Annotated in this window: 12 protein-coding genes; 4 read left to right on the forward strand and 8 right to left on the reverse strand. The window is 63.5% G+C overall.

The genetic code is table 11. The annotated features are described in order from the left end of the window. The first annotated feature begins 30 nt into the window (after window positions 1-30). Window positions 31-1,341, forward strand: a complete 1,311-nt coding sequence (locus tag BLR35_RS15125; RefSeq protein ID WP_090383697.1) for a PQQ-like beta-propeller repeat protein — start codon at window positions 31-33, stop codon at window positions 1,339-1,341. After that, complete coding sequence (locus BLR35_RS15130) at window positions 1,338-2,549, forward strand: PQQ-binding-like beta-propeller repeat protein (protein WP_090383699.1); 1,212 nt, start codon at window positions 1,338-1,340, stop codon at window positions 2,547-2,549. The genes BLR35_RS15125 and BLR35_RS15130 overlap by 4 nt, the downstream gene beginning before the upstream one ends. Window positions 2,550-2,552: 3 nt before the next feature. Here the strand turns inward: BLR35_RS15130 and BLR35_RS15135 are convergent, their stop codons facing one another. From BLR35_RS15135 to BLR35_RS15150, 4 genes are all read right to left on the reverse strand, one after another. Further along, entirely contained in the window at window positions 2,553-3,188 is a 636-nt protein-coding gene (locus tag BLR35_RS15135; RefSeq protein ID WP_090383702.1) for a DUF5518 domain-containing protein, read from the reverse strand. Window positions 3,189-3,258: 70 nt separating this feature from the next. Beyond that, complete coding sequence (locus BLR35_RS15140) at window positions 3,259-4,389, reverse strand: AI-2E family transporter (protein WP_090384157.1); 1,131 nt, start codon at window positions 4,387-4,389, stop codon at window positions 3,259-3,261. A 1,050-nt stretch (window positions 4,390-5,439) separates the two neighbouring features. Further along, window positions 5,440-6,423 carry an LLM class flavin-dependent oxidoreductase gene (locus BLR35_RS15145; RefSeq protein ID WP_090383704.1) on the reverse strand — a complete coding sequence of 328 codons (984 nt, stop codon included), beginning with the start codon at window positions 6,421-6,423 and terminating at the stop codon, window positions 5,440-5,442. Between the two features lie 59 nt (window positions 6,424-6,482). Continuing rightward, a complete protein-coding gene (locus BLR35_RS15150; protein ID WP_090384159.1) occupies window positions 6,483-7,271 on the reverse strand; it encodes an enoyl-CoA hydratase/isomerase family protein in 789 nt (262 codons plus the stop codon). Between the two features lie 141 nt (window positions 7,272-7,412). Between BLR35_RS15150 and BLR35_RS15155 the strand changes: the two genes are divergently transcribed. After that, window positions 7,413-8,543: an acyl-CoA dehydrogenase family protein gene (locus BLR35_RS15155; RefSeq protein ID WP_090383706.1), complete on the forward strand. Its 1,131-nt coding sequence runs from the start codon at window positions 7,413-7,415 to the stop codon at window positions 8,541-8,543. A 302-nt stretch (window positions 8,544-8,845) separates the two neighbouring features. Here BLR35_RS15155 and BLR35_RS15160 read toward each other — a convergent pair whose 3' ends face one another. Then, window positions 8,846-9,700 (reverse strand): 3-hydroxyacyl-CoA dehydrogenase family protein, encoded by an 855-nt coding sequence (locus BLR35_RS15160; RefSeq protein ID WP_090383708.1) that lies wholly within the window; start codon window positions 9,698-9,700, stop codon window positions 8,846-8,848. Between the two features lie 54 nt (window positions 9,701-9,754). Beyond that, window positions 9,755-11,383 carry an acetate--CoA ligase gene (locus BLR35_RS15165; protein WP_090383710.1) on the reverse strand — a complete coding sequence of 543 codons (1,629 nt, stop codon included), beginning with the start codon at window positions 11,381-11,383 and terminating at the stop codon, window positions 9,755-9,757. A gap of 155 nt (window positions 11,384-11,538) precedes the next feature. On the opposite strand from BLR35_RS15165, the gene BLR35_RS15170 reads away from it, so the two are divergent. Further along, the gene (locus BLR35_RS15170; protein WP_090383712.1) at window positions 11,539-13,239 is read left to right on the forward strand and encodes an acyl-CoA mutase large subunit family protein; all 1,701 of its coding nucleotides are present in this window, start codon (window positions 11,539-11,541) and stop codon (window positions 13,237-13,239) included. Here the strand turns inward: BLR35_RS15170 and BLR35_RS15175 are convergent. Continuing rightward, on the reverse strand, window positions 13,226-13,741 hold the full coding sequence (locus tag BLR35_RS15175; protein WP_090384162.1) for a GNAT family N-acetyltransferase: 516 nt from the start codon (window positions 13,739-13,741) through the stop codon (window positions 13,226-13,228). The genes BLR35_RS15170 and BLR35_RS15175 overlap by 14 nt on opposite strands. Window positions 13,742-13,844: 103 nt before the next feature. Beyond that, the gene (locus tag BLR35_RS15180) at window positions 13,845-14,987 is read right to left on the reverse strand and encodes an acyl-CoA dehydrogenase (RefSeq protein WP_090383715.1); all 1,143 of its coding nucleotides are present in this window, start codon (window positions 14,985-14,987) and stop codon (window positions 13,845-13,847) included. Window positions 14,988-15,025 lie beyond the last annotated feature (38 nt).

Below are 15,025 nucleotides of genomic sequence, written 5' to 3' on the forward strand. Positions count from 1 at the left end.
ACACATATTCTCCATGTTACATCACCCGGTATGCGACGCCGTCAGGTCCTCGCGGCGGCCGCCGGAACGGGGATCGGCTCCCTCGCCGGCTGTCTCGAGGACGACTGCCCTCCACGATCGAACGCCGAAACGCCGCCCGACGGCTGGCCGGTGCCGGGATACAACGCGGCAAACGCCGGAATAACCGCCGATTCGACCCTCGGTACCGACGTCGACTCGCCGGACGAACCGAAATCACTCGATCGATGGCGCTTCGACGCCTGGGAGTACGACGACGAAATCCAGGGCGGTGCGACCGCTCCTGTCGTCGACGACGAGCGAGTTTACTTCGCGTACGGGCACCCGAGCTACGGTCCGGATCCCGAAGGCGGTGCGCTGTTCGCCCTCGAGGAGTCGACCGGCGAACTCGAGTGGGTCTACACCTTCGGGACGAACGCAAGCGGTGCGCCCGCACTCGTCGGCGACGGCATCCTCGTCGGGGATGCAAACGGTACCTTTCGCCGTCTCGAACGGGAAACCGGCGACCTCGTCTGGGAAACCGACCTCGAGAGCGCGGTTCGGACGCCCGTAGTCGCCGACGGTCGGTGTTACGTCCAGTGCGCTGACGGCCGCGTCGTCGCCGTCGACGTTGCCTCCGGTGAACGGTGCTGGACGGCCCGGTACGGCGGCTTTCTCGGACGGTTCATAGGTGGCGAGTGCGAGACCGGAGGGCGACCTGCGATAACCGACGACGCAGTCGTCGTGACCACCGGCGTCGAAGGCGATCCGAGGGATCGGACCGTCGTTCGCGTCCTCGAGCGAGAGAGCGGCGACGAGCGGTGGGAACTCGAGATCGATGACGGGCTGTATGGTCCGCCGCGATCCCCGGTCGTCGACGAGGGAATGATCTTCGTCGCCGTCCCGAATCGGCTGATCGCGTTCGATCTCGAGGGAGAACGCGAATGGTCCTTCGCGACCGGTTTTCGCGAGACGAGTGCACCCGCCGTCGACGGGGATACCGTCTACTGCAACGCGAAAAACGCCTACGCGATCGACCGAGAGAGCGGCGAGGAGCGGTGGCGACACGTGAATCTCGCTCCGGATGATTCCTGGCAGAGCTCCAAACGCGTCCCCCTGGTCGCCACACCAGCAGTCGCCGACGGCGTCATCGCAGCCGCTTTCGGCGCACTCGATGCCGCGACCGGTGATCACCTGTGGGGAGACGTCGGGAACGACGAGGACAGCGACTACTTTCCAGGAGCGATCCGTGGGCCGCCGATACCGATCGAAGGACCTGCGATCACAAACGGTGCGCTGTACGCGACGACGACCAGCGGCCGACTCGTGAAGGTGGAGCCATGAGAGGGAGACGTGCCTTCCTCGCCGCAGGCGCCTCGAGCGTGGTCGCATCGCTCGCCGGTTGTTTCGACGAGGTAAGGGGTGCCCTCGAACCGCTCGAGGGCGAGGTCGACGTCGATCCTGCAAGCGCCGTCGACGAAGACGCGTGGTCGGTCGTCCACGGCGATCCCGGGAACACCCGATCGGTGCCGGCCGACGCCGTGCCGGAACTTCCGCTGTCGATCGAGTGGCGTGAACCCTACGAGACCCACGTCGGCCACGTTCGCCCGGTGTCGGATGGGGAGATCGTGATCGGTACCGACTGGGACGAGGAACTGTTCGCGATCGACGCGGACTCGGGCGAGCGACTGTGGACGGCGACCGATCCGGCGTTCGAGCCGCGATCGGCGCCGGTAATCACGGACGAGGCGGTGCTGATCGGGTCGCGGTCCGCGCTGTGGGCGTTCGACCGTGACGGCGGGGAGCGACTGTGGCGAACCGACGACTCCCTCTCGCTCGGCACCTTCGACAGCCATCCGAACGCCGACGGGGACCTCGCGATCGGCGGAACGCCGCTGGGCGTCGCCGCATACGACCTCGAGACGGGCGAACGCCGGTGGAGACGGCAGATCGGGCTCCAGTCGCGGACCGAACCAGCGATCCACGGCGAGACGATCTACCTCGGCGGCGGGGATGCGACGCTGCACGCACTCGAGAGCGAGACCGGTGAGTGGCGGTGGCGGACCAACGCCGACACCGAGATTCGTGCCGGTCCCGCGGTAACCGACTCACGGATCTTCGTCGGGACGGACGACGGTACGCTGATCGCGTACGACCACGACGCAGAGCAGCTGTGGCGAACCGATCTCGGCGAAGGGCGGGCCGACGAACTCGCGGTCGGGAACGGAGTCGTCTGCGCGGCGACGGAAGACGACGCGCTCACCGCCGTCGACCCCGCCAGCGGCGACCGCGCCTGGCGGTCCCAGCGGTACGTCTCGACGTACGCGAACGGGCCAACCGTCGGCGGTGGCCTGGTGTTCGGAACCGTCCAGAGCGACGACGTGCGCCACAGCCGCGGAGGAGAAAGAATCGGTGCGTTCGACGCCGAGACGGGCGACCTCGAGTGGGAATCGGAGGAAACCGGACTCGAGAACGGGCCAGCGATAGTCGACGGAGGGCTCTACGTGACGGGACGAATGGACCGGGAGTCCACCGTCGCAAAACTCTCCTGACGGTTACGTGTCTTCGTCTCCGTCGGTTTCGGTCTGCTCGTACCACCGCGTATCGTCCTCGAGTACCCGGTCGGTCTCGTCTCGAGTGTCGGCACGACCGGCCGCGGAATCGGTGCGGTCGACGAACGGTTCGTCCGGATCGGTGTACGAACGTTCCGCACTGTAGCGGTCGTCGACGGATTCCGGCCGTCCCTCCCGCGGAACCGACGGTTCTTGGTTGGGAGGTGTTGGTTCTTCCATACCGATCGTCCGGCGCGTGTTCGCCCGTTTCTGTGGATACTCTCGTGCCAGATACGACCCGAGGTAACCACCGACCAGCGAGAGGCCGACGGTATAGAGCGCGGCGAACGTCCCGAGGACGAGCAAGGCGAAGACGACGAACGCGACGCCCTCGACCGGAGCGGCAGCGACGCCGATCGCGAAGCCGAAGAAAGCGAAGAGAGCCACTGCACCGACAGCGAACGGGAGGAACGCGATCAAGCCGGCCAGCGCACCGACGACCGCCCCGTCACGGCCGTCCGGCCCCTCGAGAAAGCCGGCGGCGGCACCGCCGATGACGGTCGAGAGCGGGATAAACGAGAGGACGATGCCGACGACGGCACCGATGATCGCGTGGATGAGAGTCCGGCCAGTCACCATACTGGTTCGACGACGGGCAGGAAGAAAAGTCTCTGTGATCGTTCACGAAGAGACCGCTGGAAACGCGGCCTCAATCGGCTACCTGCGATTCCAATTCTTCCACGGTCGACTCCGTTTCGTCCGACGCGTCAGCCGTCTCGGGTTCGGTGTCCGACTCGAAAGCGAGTTCGGAGTCTCCGGTCTCGCCCCGTGCGAGTTCGGCGAAATCGGCATCCCCGTTGACTTCGTCGGCAAGGATATCGACGGCTTCGACGAAGACGGCGACGATCAGGGGCCCGACGACGATTCCGATCGCTCCCAGCGTAAAGAGCCCGCCAGTGAACCCGACGAAGTAGAGGCTCCCGGGAAGTCCGGCGGAGCGGCGAGCGAGACGCGGACGAATGCCGACGTCGGGGAACCAGGCGATGAGTGTGACCCCGAGGACGCCGACGAGGACCGCAGCGGCGAGTTCGCCCGCTGCGACGTGGTAGATGACGATCGGTGCAATGAGCAGGCTGGGGCCGATGATCGGGACGAACTGCAAGATTGCGGCGAAGAGCGCGAGGGTAAACGCCATCTCGTAGCCGAGCGCCCAGAACAGCGGGTAACCGATCAGAAGCGTCGCGACGGACGTCGCGAGTTGGAGGACGTAGATCGCGTACAGCGTCTCTCGAGCCCGACGCGCCAGGGCGTAGACGACGTCTCTGTACTCGCGTGGAACGGGAGCGACCGCGGCCTGTCCCGCGGCATCGCCCTTGAGCAAGATCGCAAACAGCAGGATGACGAACAGCGCGAACTTGATCGCGAGCACCGGCAGCGACGAAGCGATCGAGACGGCGACGTCCTGCAGGTAGCCGATTACGAGCGTCTGGACCTCGGCGACCTCGATGACCAACGTCTCGTCGAGCACTGTCACTGGAATCTCCCGTGGCAGTCCCTCGATGATCGCGATTATCTCCTCGAGTCGGAAGTACAGCGTCGCGAAGATCGGCGAGAAGACGGCGATTGCGCTGGCGAACCCGATCAGGGTCGCTGCTACGGCCGCCAACCGTTCGGAGAGACCGCGCCTGTCCAGCCAGTTTTTGACCGGCAAGAGGACGTACGCGACCGTCAGTGCAAGCATGATCGTACCGAGTACCTCGAGAAGAATCGCACCGGTCAGAATCCCGAGTGCGCCGACGACACCCGCCAGGACGTAGCGGCGAGTACTTGTCCCACCCACGTGAGGGTCCTCGTCCGGATCCGATTCCGGATCGTGGACGCCCCCGTTCGCGTTCGCTGTCACACAGGTGAATCTCAGTGGAAGGATAAAGTCCTTCGGTCGGGTCGATGGGCCTTCGAACTATCCGAGTATGCCGAAAAACTCGTTAGACAGGTCTCGAAGGTATAGTGTTAGGTGTACTAGTGTCATTCGTGTCGAACATATAGGGTAGTGTTCGTATACCACTTACTGGATTCGAGTACGATTTCGCCCCATATTGGGGATAGTCGTACGTATTCAGGGACGGTTCGGACGATATAGGAGGAATATGTGATACACATACTCGATATACCCGGCCAAACCGGAGTGTCGGGCCGCAATTATCGATACCTGGTTCGTTATAGACAGCGTGGCATGACCGGTCCGAGAAGTGTATGGAACATACATATGATTTTTTATACTACACGGAAGCAGCTAGTATGTTTAGATATTTCGAGATAGGTCGTAAACGCGGCTCACGGGCGAGTGATAGCCTTCGTTCTTCGCCACTGCCCTGATACTCGAGCACCTACACTCTCCATTTCCGTCTGCAAGCACAGTGATAGCGACGTATCTGGACCGGCAGCCTGTGTTCGCGAGCGGCCGTTCACCGATAGGGGAACACGAGAGTAGCCGAAAGTTAAATTACAGGTGTACATATGTAATCACAGACGTACAGCCACGAACAGACAGATGGATTTCCGAGTATACCGGAATAAACTTCGTGCATCGCCACCCCGATTGACGTCATTGCTGCCCGATTTGGTCCGATACAAGGACTACCGAACGGAATTCGGACCCCACGATCGAAAGGCAGTCTCCTCGAGGATCTCGCAGTCGCCTCGAGCAGACGATAGACGAGGAGTCGAAAACGGATCGAACACGAGACGAGATGTGACGATAGAAGGGACGACCGGACGAGTTCGCGTACGACTCAGCCCGTTCAGTCGAAGAAGCGTCCGGTAAACTCGGAAGAAATGCCCTGTTATTGGGTTACGGAAGCGTCCCTGAGCGACCGAGCCGTCGACCGCGCTATGCTGATCCCAGGGGAGCGAACGCCTCGATCGTCGGTTCGGCTACCTCGTCGGCGGCCTGTTCCGGGATCGTGATCAGCGGTCGATCGACGATGGTCTCCGAGACGAGAGTTCGAAGCTTCTCGCGTGCCTGTTCGGGCGTGCCGGCGACGCCGAGTTCGTCGACCATCTCGTCGGTGACGAGGTCGGCAGCCTCGCTGCGGTTTCCGTTCTGCCAGGCGTCGGCGACGCGTTCGACGCGATCCGGGAACGCGGTCGCGATGGCGTTCCGGTAGCCGTCGGCGCTGCCCGCGTAGTAAGCGATATGGCCTCTAACGGCGTCGTAAGCCGTCTCGGGATCGTCGCTCACCGCTGCAGGGACGTACGGAGCGATCGTGATCGCGTCGGGGTCGCGGTCGCGCTCTCGAGCGGCATCCGCGACGACCTCGAACGCGTCGTCGAGCCCGGAAAAGGGGATATTGTGCGGGATCCAGCCGTCACAGAGCCGGCCCACGACGCGTCTGTTTGCCGACCCGAGCGCTGCCTGGTAGATCGGGATCTCCCTGTCCAGCGGCGGAACGCCGGTGACCGAGACCAGTTCGCCGTCGTAGGAGACCGGTTCGTCGCCCGTCAGAATCCGGCCGACTACCTCGATCGTCTCGTGGGACCGGCGAATCGGCCGCTCGAAGTCGATTCCGTGGACGTTCTCGATGGCGGTCGGCGTACTCGTTCCCAGTCCGAGCGCGGCGCGACCGTCCGAGACGTCGTCGAGCGTCGCCGCCGTCATCGCGAGGACGGCCGGACTGCGCGAAAAGACGTTGACGATCGCGGTCCCGAGTTCGACGGTGTCCGTTCGCGTCGCGATTTCGGTGAGTTTGACCACCGAACTCGTTCCCCAGAGTTCGCCCATCCAGACGGAGTCGTATCCCAGTTCCTCCGCGGTGACAGCGAGGTCCGTCGGATCGTGTGCGGCAATTCGTGGAACGACCAGACCGAGGTGCATACGCAACCGTGTGACGTGGTACGGTAAACCAGTATCGCTGTCGGCAGCGCAGTCGTGCGCTATCGACCGACGAACTCGGGGTCGCCGTCACCGAAGAACGCCTCGAGTCCCCGTTCGTAATCCTCCGTTTGCGCAGCCTCGGCGAGGGCGTCGGCTTCCGCCGAGAGGTGGCCTTCGAGTCCGTGTTCGTAGCTGTCGGTCAGCAGCCGCGTCAGGGCTCCGAGTGCCTGTGTCGGGCCGGATGCGATCTCCGTCGCGAGTTCCTCGAGTCGTTCGTCGAACTCGCCGGCGGGAGCGACCTCGGTGGCCAGTCCGAGGTCGACGGCCTTCTCGGGGCCGATCGGTTCGTCCCGGAGGACGATCTCTTTCGCGGTCCGGAGTCCGACCAGCCGCGGGAGGAAGAACGTCGACCCGCCGTCGCCAGTGAGTCCGATGCCGGGATAGGCGAACTGCAGCGTCGCGTCCTCACCGAGGACGACCAGGTCAGGCATCAGCGCGAAGCTGAAGCCGATTCCGGCCGCGGTGCCGTTCACACCGCCGACGACCGGCGTCTCCGTCCGATGGAAGTGGACGATCGCTTCGTGGGCGCGGCTTGCCAGTTCACGGAGGCGCGGCGCGTCGGAAGCGTCGCCCTCGAGTTGCGAGAGGTCGGCACCCGAGCCGAAAAAGGGCCCCTCGTGCGTGAGGACGATACACCGCGTCTCGGGGTCGTCGCCGAGCGTCGACGCGACCGAAGCGAGTTCGTTCGCCATCTCGAGGGTGAGTGCGTTCCGGCCGGCAGTGCTCTCGAGCGTTACCGTCGCGACGCCGTCGTCGTGATCGACGGACAGGTTCTCGTAGGTCGACATACAGGTCACGGGTTCGTCACGCCGAAGGTAATCCTTGTCCATCGACGGCGGAAGCTGAACGATGCGTCCCTCGAGATCGGATTCGCTATCCGATCGTGGGGACATCGTACGCTTTAGTATCCGACTCACGAATGTCGGGGCATGGAACTCACGAACGAGCAGGAACTCATCCGGGATACGGTCCGCGATTTCGTCGCGAACGAGGTCGGCGAGGACGTCCGGGAACTCGACGACCGCCAGGAGTTCCCCGAGGACGTCTGGGACGGCCTCGCGGAACTGGACTTCACAGGGATGACCGTCCCCGAGGAGTACGGCGGCCTGGACGTCGACGAGGTCACCTACAGCATCGTCAACGAGGAACTGGCCTACGGCCACCTCGCGGTCGCGACCGCGCTGTCGGTTCACTGTCTCGCGACCTCCTGCATCCGACAGTTCGGCTCCGAGGAGCACAAAGAAGAGTGGCTCCCGAAGATGGTCGACGGTCGACCCGTCGGCGCATTCGCTCTGTCGGAACCCCACGCGGGCTCGAACCCTGCCGAGATGAGTACCGAGGCGCGACTCGACGAGGACGCCGGCGAGTACGTCATCAACGGCAAGAAACAGTGGATCACGAACGGCGAACGCGCCGGCGTCGTAATCCTGTTCGCCAAGACCGACCGCGACGACCCGGACACCGTCACCCAGTTCCTCGTGCCGAAAGACGTCGACGGCCTCGAGGTCGGCAAGAAGGAGGACAAACTCGGCCTGCGGGCAAGCGACACGACGACGCTGATCTTCGACGACGTCCGCATCCCCGAAGAGAACCGGCTGACGGAGGTCGGCGCAGGGCTGAAGGCCGCGTTCTCGATCCTCACGGGCGGCCGGATCGCCATCGCGAGCCAGGCTGTCGGTGTCGCACAGGCAGCCCTCGACGCTGCAGTCGCGTACGCCAACGAGCGCGAACAGTTCGGCCAGCCGATCATCGAACACCAGTCGATCGGCCAGAAACTCGCGGACATGCAGACGGACGTCCAGGCGGCTCGACTGCTCACTCGAGACGCCGCAGGCAAGAACGAAGACGGCGTCGACCCGATGTCGGCGGCGATGGCGAAGTACTTCGCCAGCGAGACGGCCGTCGACGTGGCGAACGAGGCCGTCCAGGTCCACGGCGGCTACGGCTACACGAAGGACTTCGACGTCGAACGCTACTACCGCGACGCGAAGATCACGACGATCTACGAGGGAACGAGCGAGATCCAGAAGAAGATCATCGCTCGCCATCTCAAGGAGTAGAGCCGTACTTAACACGGAATGGCGCACGCTGGCAGTCAGCCGAGCAATAGCGAGGCTGCCTGATAAAATCGTGCGAGGGATGAGCGAGTGAACACCGCGAACGAGCGAATCGGCTGGGGAGGGTGTGGTGACTCCCTGTTGTCACGATAGCAGGACGCTTCGTTCCGACGATCACCTCAAAGACACCGATCCATGCACCTCGAGGACGCTGATCCACGTACCTCGAATACGTCTGGTACACGAGTATCTGTAGCAAGCGGTAGCGCCACGAAAACAGGTGTCTGAATCCTCAACAGCGCCGACTAGTCGTACTCGTAGAACCCCTTCCCCGTCTTCTTGCCGAGTTCTCCCGCCTCTACTTTGCGCTTGAGGAGGTAGGCCGGCTTGTACCGGTCGCCCAGTTCCTCGTGGAGCGTCTCGGAGGCGTGCAGACAGACGTCCAGTCCGATGTGGTCGGCAAGCGTCAGCGGCCCCATTGGGACGTTCGTTCCGAGTTCCATTCCTGCGTCGATGTCGTCCTTGCTCGCGACGCCCTCGTCGTAGGCGCGGATGCCCTCGTTGATCCAGGGCATGAGGATGCGGTTCGTGACGAAACCGGGTTTGTCGTCGGACTCCCAGGTCGTCTTCTCGAGCGCCGCCGAGAAATCGTGGGCGAAGTCGACGACCGCGGGATCGGTCTTCTCGCCGACGACGACCTCGACGCCCTCCATGATCGGGACGGGATTCATGAAGTGGAGGCCGACGACCTGCTCGGGTCGGTCGGTCGCGCTCGCGATCGAGGTGATCGAGAGCGTGCTCGTGTTCGTCGCCAGCACGGCGTCGTCGTCCGTGACCTCGTCCAGATCCCCGAAGATGTCTTTCTTTACCTCGAGGTTCTCGACGGCGGCCTCGACGACGACGTCGCAGTCCGCGAGGTCCGCGAGGTCGGTCGTCCCCTCGATCCGGCCGCGGATCGTCTCGGGGTCGTCCTCCAGGGCGTCCTTGCCGTCGAGGCGCTCGAGACTCGAGTCGATCGAGTCGAAGCCGCTCTCGACGAACTCCGCTTTGATGTCCCGCATCACGACGTCGTAGCCGTTCGTGGCGGCGACCTGTGCGATACCGCTTCCCATCGTACCCGCGCCGACGACGCCGACGCGGTCTACCGTCTCGAGGTCCATCAGAGAATCCTGTTCTCACGACGATAATAAGTGTGGCGCTCCCCCGAAGCGGGATCAGCCGTGTTTTTCCTGTTCCTGCTGCCGCAGTTCGACCCGTCGGATCTTGCCACTCGAGGTCTTGGGTAGTTCGTCGACGAACTCGATGCGCCGCGGATATTTGTAGGGGGCCGTCTCTGCTTTCATATACTTCTGAAGTTCGTCCTGTAGCTCCTCGCTTCCCTCGTAGCCGTCGGCGAGAATCACGTAGGTCTTGACGACGCTGCCGCGTTCCTCGTGTGGACTGTCGACTGCAGCGGCCTCGGCGACCGCCTCGTGACTGACCAGGGCGTCTTCGACCTCGAACGGGCCGATCCGGTAGCCAGCGGAGATGATGACGTCGTCGGCCCGTCCCTCGAAGAAGAAGTAGCCGTCCTCGTCGCGGGTCGCGAGGTCGCCGGTGCGGTAGTAATCGCCGGACAGTTTCTTCTCGTCGAGTTCCGGCTTCTCGTAGTAGCCGTCGAAGATCGCCGGCGAGTCCACGGGAACGGCGATCTCACCGATCTCGCCGGGCTTGGCTTCTTCGTCCTCGTCGAGGTCGACGATCGTCGCGCCGACGCCCGGCGTCGGCTTCCCCATGCTGCCGGATTTGACGTCGATCCCCGGATAGTTCGTCACGAGCGCGACCGTCTCGGTCTGCCCGTAGCCGTCGCGTGGCGTGACGCCCCAGGCGTCCTCGATACGCTCGATCGGTTCCTGGTTCAGCGGTTCACCCGCCGACAGCGCGTCGGTGAGGTCGACGTCGTAGTCCTCGAGGTCGGCGCTGGCGAACATCCGGTACTGCGTCGGGACGGCACAGAGCCTGGTGACGCCTTCCGACTCGAGGATCTCGAGGAAGGTTTCGGGTTCGAACTCGCCGTCGTAGATGAGTTGGGTTGCGCCGGTCGTCAGGCCGACGCCGACCGGACTCCAGAACCACTTCGCCCAGCCGGTGCCGGTCGTCGCCCACAGCAGTTCCTCTTCGAGGTCGGCGTCCGCGTCGATTCCCCACCAGAAAGGGGCGTTGATCCGGTTGAAACAGTACTGCCAGCGGTGTTTGTGCAGGACCGGCTTCGGTTTGCCGGTCGTCCCGCTGGTGTAGTTGATCGACATCGGGTCCTCGACACCAAGGTCTGGACCGTCGTACTCAGTCGGCTGCCCGTCGACGACGGACTCGTATGTCCGAAAGCGGTCGTCCTCGCGCTCGTCGCCGTCGAGGACGATCACGCGCTCGAGGGGCGTCTCCTCGAGGGCGGATTCGACCATCTCGGTGAGGCTCTCGTGGACGACGGCCGTCGTCGCCGAACAGTCGGTCGCCCGGAACTCGATGTCCGACGCACGCAGCATCGACGAACACGGAACGAGCAACGCACCGGTCGAGAGCGCACCCAGCTGGATCGCAAAGGCCTCGGGATGACGGGGGAACAGGTGCATCACCCGGTCGCCTTTCCCGACGCCGAGTTCCTCGAGGCCGTTCGCGAACCGATTCTTGTCGTCCCGGATATCGGCGTAGGTTCGTTCGGTTCGATTACCGTTCTCGTCGAGGAAGTGAACGGCGACCCGGTCGCCGAATGCCTCGGCGTGGGACTCGACGGCCGACGCGACCGTGTACGACTCCGGGATGTCCCACTCGAACGTCTCCACTGTGGTATCGTACGACACACCCATGTCCGGCGGCTACCACAGCCCCGGTAATAACGTTCGGGTTCAGTTCTCCGCAACGGTATTCAGGCGGTGAATATCGACCGACTCGAGGGCGGAACCACCGATTGTTCAATAACCAATAACAAGACTTTAGAATCTTGGCATACACGATCGTACTAATGTTCGATCAGAAAGAACTCGAGGGAATCCGCGAGCAGCGGGAGCGGTGGGAGAGCGAGCGACTCGATCCCACGCTCGAGGCCCACGGGGAGCGACAGGATCGCTTCGCGACGGTCTCGAACCACGAGGTCGATCGACTCTACACGCCGGAGGATATCACGGACCTGGAGTATCTCGAGGATCTGGGCTTTCCCGGTGAACCGCCGTACACGCGGGGAGCCTACCCGACGATGTATCGTGGCCGGACCTGGACGATGCGCCAGTTCGCCGGCTTCGGCACCGCCGAGGAGACGAACGAACGGTTCCACTACCTGATCGATCAGGGTCAGACCGGGCTCTCGACGGCGTTCGACATGCCGTCGCTGATGGGGATCGACTCCGATCACCCGATGAGCGAGGGTGAGGTCGGCAAGGAGGGCGTCGCGGTCGACACGCTGCGCGACATGGAGATCCTGTTCGACGGGATCGACATCGGCGAGGTCTCGACCTCCTTTACGATCAACCCCTCGGCGGCCGTCATCTACGCGATGTACATCGCGCTGGCCGACCAGCAGGGCGTCCCCCGCGACGAGGTACGGGGAACTCTCCAGAACGACATGCTCAAGGAGTTCATCGCCCAGAAAGAGTGGGTCATCCCGCCCCGTCCCTCGCTGGATATCGTCACCGACACCATCGAGTTCGCCGTCGAGGAGACGCCGAAGTTCCACCCCGTCTCCATCTCCGGCTACCACATCCGCGAAGCCGGTTCGACCGCCGCACAGGAGGCCGCCTTTACCCTCGCCGACGGCTTCGCCTACGTCGAGGACTGCCTGGATCGTGGCCTCGAGGTCGACGAGTTCGCCCCCCTTCTATCGTTCTTCTTCAACTCCCACAACTCCATCTTCGAGGAGATCGCCAAGTTCCGCGCCTCGAGGCGGATCTACGCCCGTGTGATGGAAGACTGGTACGGTGCCGAAAAGGACGAGTCCAAGCGGCTGAAGTTCCACACCCAGACCGCCGGCCAGTCGCTGACCGCCCAGCAGCCGCTGAACAACATCGTCCGCGTCACGATCCAGGCGCTTGCCGGCGTGTTCGGCGGCACCCAGTCGCTGCACACCAACAGCTTCGACGAGGCGTTGGCCCTGCCCAGCGAGAAGGCCGTCCGCGTCGCGCTCCGGACCCAGCAGATCATCGCCGACGAGTCGGGCGCGGCCGACATCGTCGACCCGATGGGCGGCAGTTTCGCCATCGAGAAACTCACAAACGAGATGGAAGCCGAGATCATGGGCTACATCGAGGAGATCAAGGAGAAAGGCGACGGCTCCGTCCGCGACGGCGTCCTCGACGGCATCGACCAGGGCTACTTCCAGCGCGAGATCCAGGAGTCCAGCTACGAGTACCAGCAACGCGTCGAACGCGGCGAGGAAGTCGTCGTCGGCGTCAACGAGTACACCATCGAGGAGGATACCTCCCCCGAGATCCTCAAGATCGACGAGACCACCCGCGACCGCCAGCTCGAGCGCCTCGAGTCGGTCAAGGAAGAACGTGACGACGAGGAAGTCGAGGCCACCCTCGAGGCCCTCTCCGATGCGATCGAGAGCGACGAGAACGTCATGCCGTACATCGTCGACGCGGTGAAGGCGTACGCGACGATGGGCGAGATCATGGAGATCTTCGAGGATCACCACGGCGCGTATCAGGAAGAACTCAGTCCGGTCTGACGACGTAGGTACACTCCGTGTAGCGCTCGTCGCCGATCGAGATTTCCTCGGTCGACTCCCGTTCGAAGCCGAACGACTGGTAGAATTTGTTTCCGAGATCGTTCTCCTCGAGCACCATCGATTTGACACGGTCGACGCCGCGATCGAACAGTCGGTCGACCGTCGTCTCGAGCAACTGGCCGCCGATCCCCTCGCCGCGGTGTGCCGGATCGACGTAGACTCGCAGCAGGTGACCCTCGCCGCCCTCTCCGTGAGCCGATTCGTCGTCCGGTTCCCAGATCGCGTGTGCAAAGCCGACGACCTCGTCGTCGCGGTCGGCGACCAGCAGGAGTGCCTGCGACCAGACGATCGAGTCACGGACCAGTTCCGGCGAGTACCACTCGCCGACGCCCTCTCGGATGGATTCGCGGCTCAGCACGTCGGGATAGTCCTGCTCCCAGGATCGTCGTGCGACCTCACGGATGGCGTCGACGTCGTCGGTCGTCGCCTCGCGTACTGCCATGTGGTAGCGAACCACAAGTAGCGACTAATGGGTTTCCCTCGTTCGGTCGGCGTCTACGAAACTGCGAAAAACGGTCCCACGGAAACCGTAACGAAAGGGCCGATCAGTCGAGCAGGTCCTGTGCGATCGTGTTCCGGAGGACTTCGCTCGTCCCCTCGTAGATCTCGTTGAGTTTGGCGTCGCGGTAGTAGCGTTCGACCGGGAAGTCCTTCGTATAGCCGTAGCCGCCGTGGATCTGGATGCCCTCGTTTGCGACCTCGCGAGAGATTTCGCTGGCGTAGAGTTTCGCCTGTGCAGCCTCCTTGATGAAGGATTCGCCGCGGATCTTCTTGTCTGCGGCGTCGTGCATCAAGAGCCGTGCGGCGCGGATCTTCGTGTCCATGTCGGCGATCTTGTGCTGGATGGACTGGAACTCCGAGATCGACTGGCCGAACTGCTCGCGGTCCTGGCTGTACTCGAGGGCTGCGTCGAGTGCCGCCTGTGCGATACCGATCGAACGGGCAGCGATCGTGATCCGACCGCCGTTGAGGGTCTTCAGTGCCTGGACGAAGCCGTCGCCTTCCTCGCCGAGCAGTCGATCCTCGGGGACCCACAGGTCGTCGAACCGAAGTTCGGCCGTGGGACAGCCCTTGTCGCCGAGTTTGTCCTCCGTTCCCTCGACGATGAAGCCGTCGTCGTCCTCGGGTCGGACGATGAAGGAGCTAATGCCTCTGTTGCCGGCCTCGGGATCGGTCTTCGCGAACACCGTCACCGTGTCGGCGACCGAACCGTTCGAAATCCAGAGTTTGCCGCCGTTGATCAGGTAGCCGTCGCCGTCCTTCTCCGCGGTCGTCTCCATCGACGGGACGTCACTGCCAGCACCCGCTTCAGAAAGGGCGAACGCGCCGATATCCGTCCCTTCCGCAAGCGGCGTCAGGTACTCCTCCTTCTGTGATTCGTCACCGAACGCATAGACCATGTTACCTGCAAGGGAGATGTGGGCGGCGACGATCGTTCCCAGGCCGCCGGAGCCGCGTGCAATCTCCTCGAGTGCGGCGGGATAGGCGTGATAGTCCAGTCCGGCACCGCCATACTCCTCGGGGAACGGCATCCCCATCAGGCCGAGTTCGGCGAGTTCGTCGACGAGGTCGTGGGGGAACTCGTCGGTCTTGTCGATCTCGTCGGCGACGGGAACGACCTCCTCGTCGACGAAATCGCTGACCATCTCCGTGATCTGGCGTTGTTCGTCCGTGAGACTGAAGTCCATACCTACGGCTTTGCCGATTATCCCTATAGATGTTCCCC

Source organism: Natronobacterium texcoconense, from assembly GCF_900104065.1.
Lineage (GTDB): Archaea > Halobacteriota > Halobacteria > Halobacteriales > Natrialbaceae > Natronobacterium > Natronobacterium texcoconense.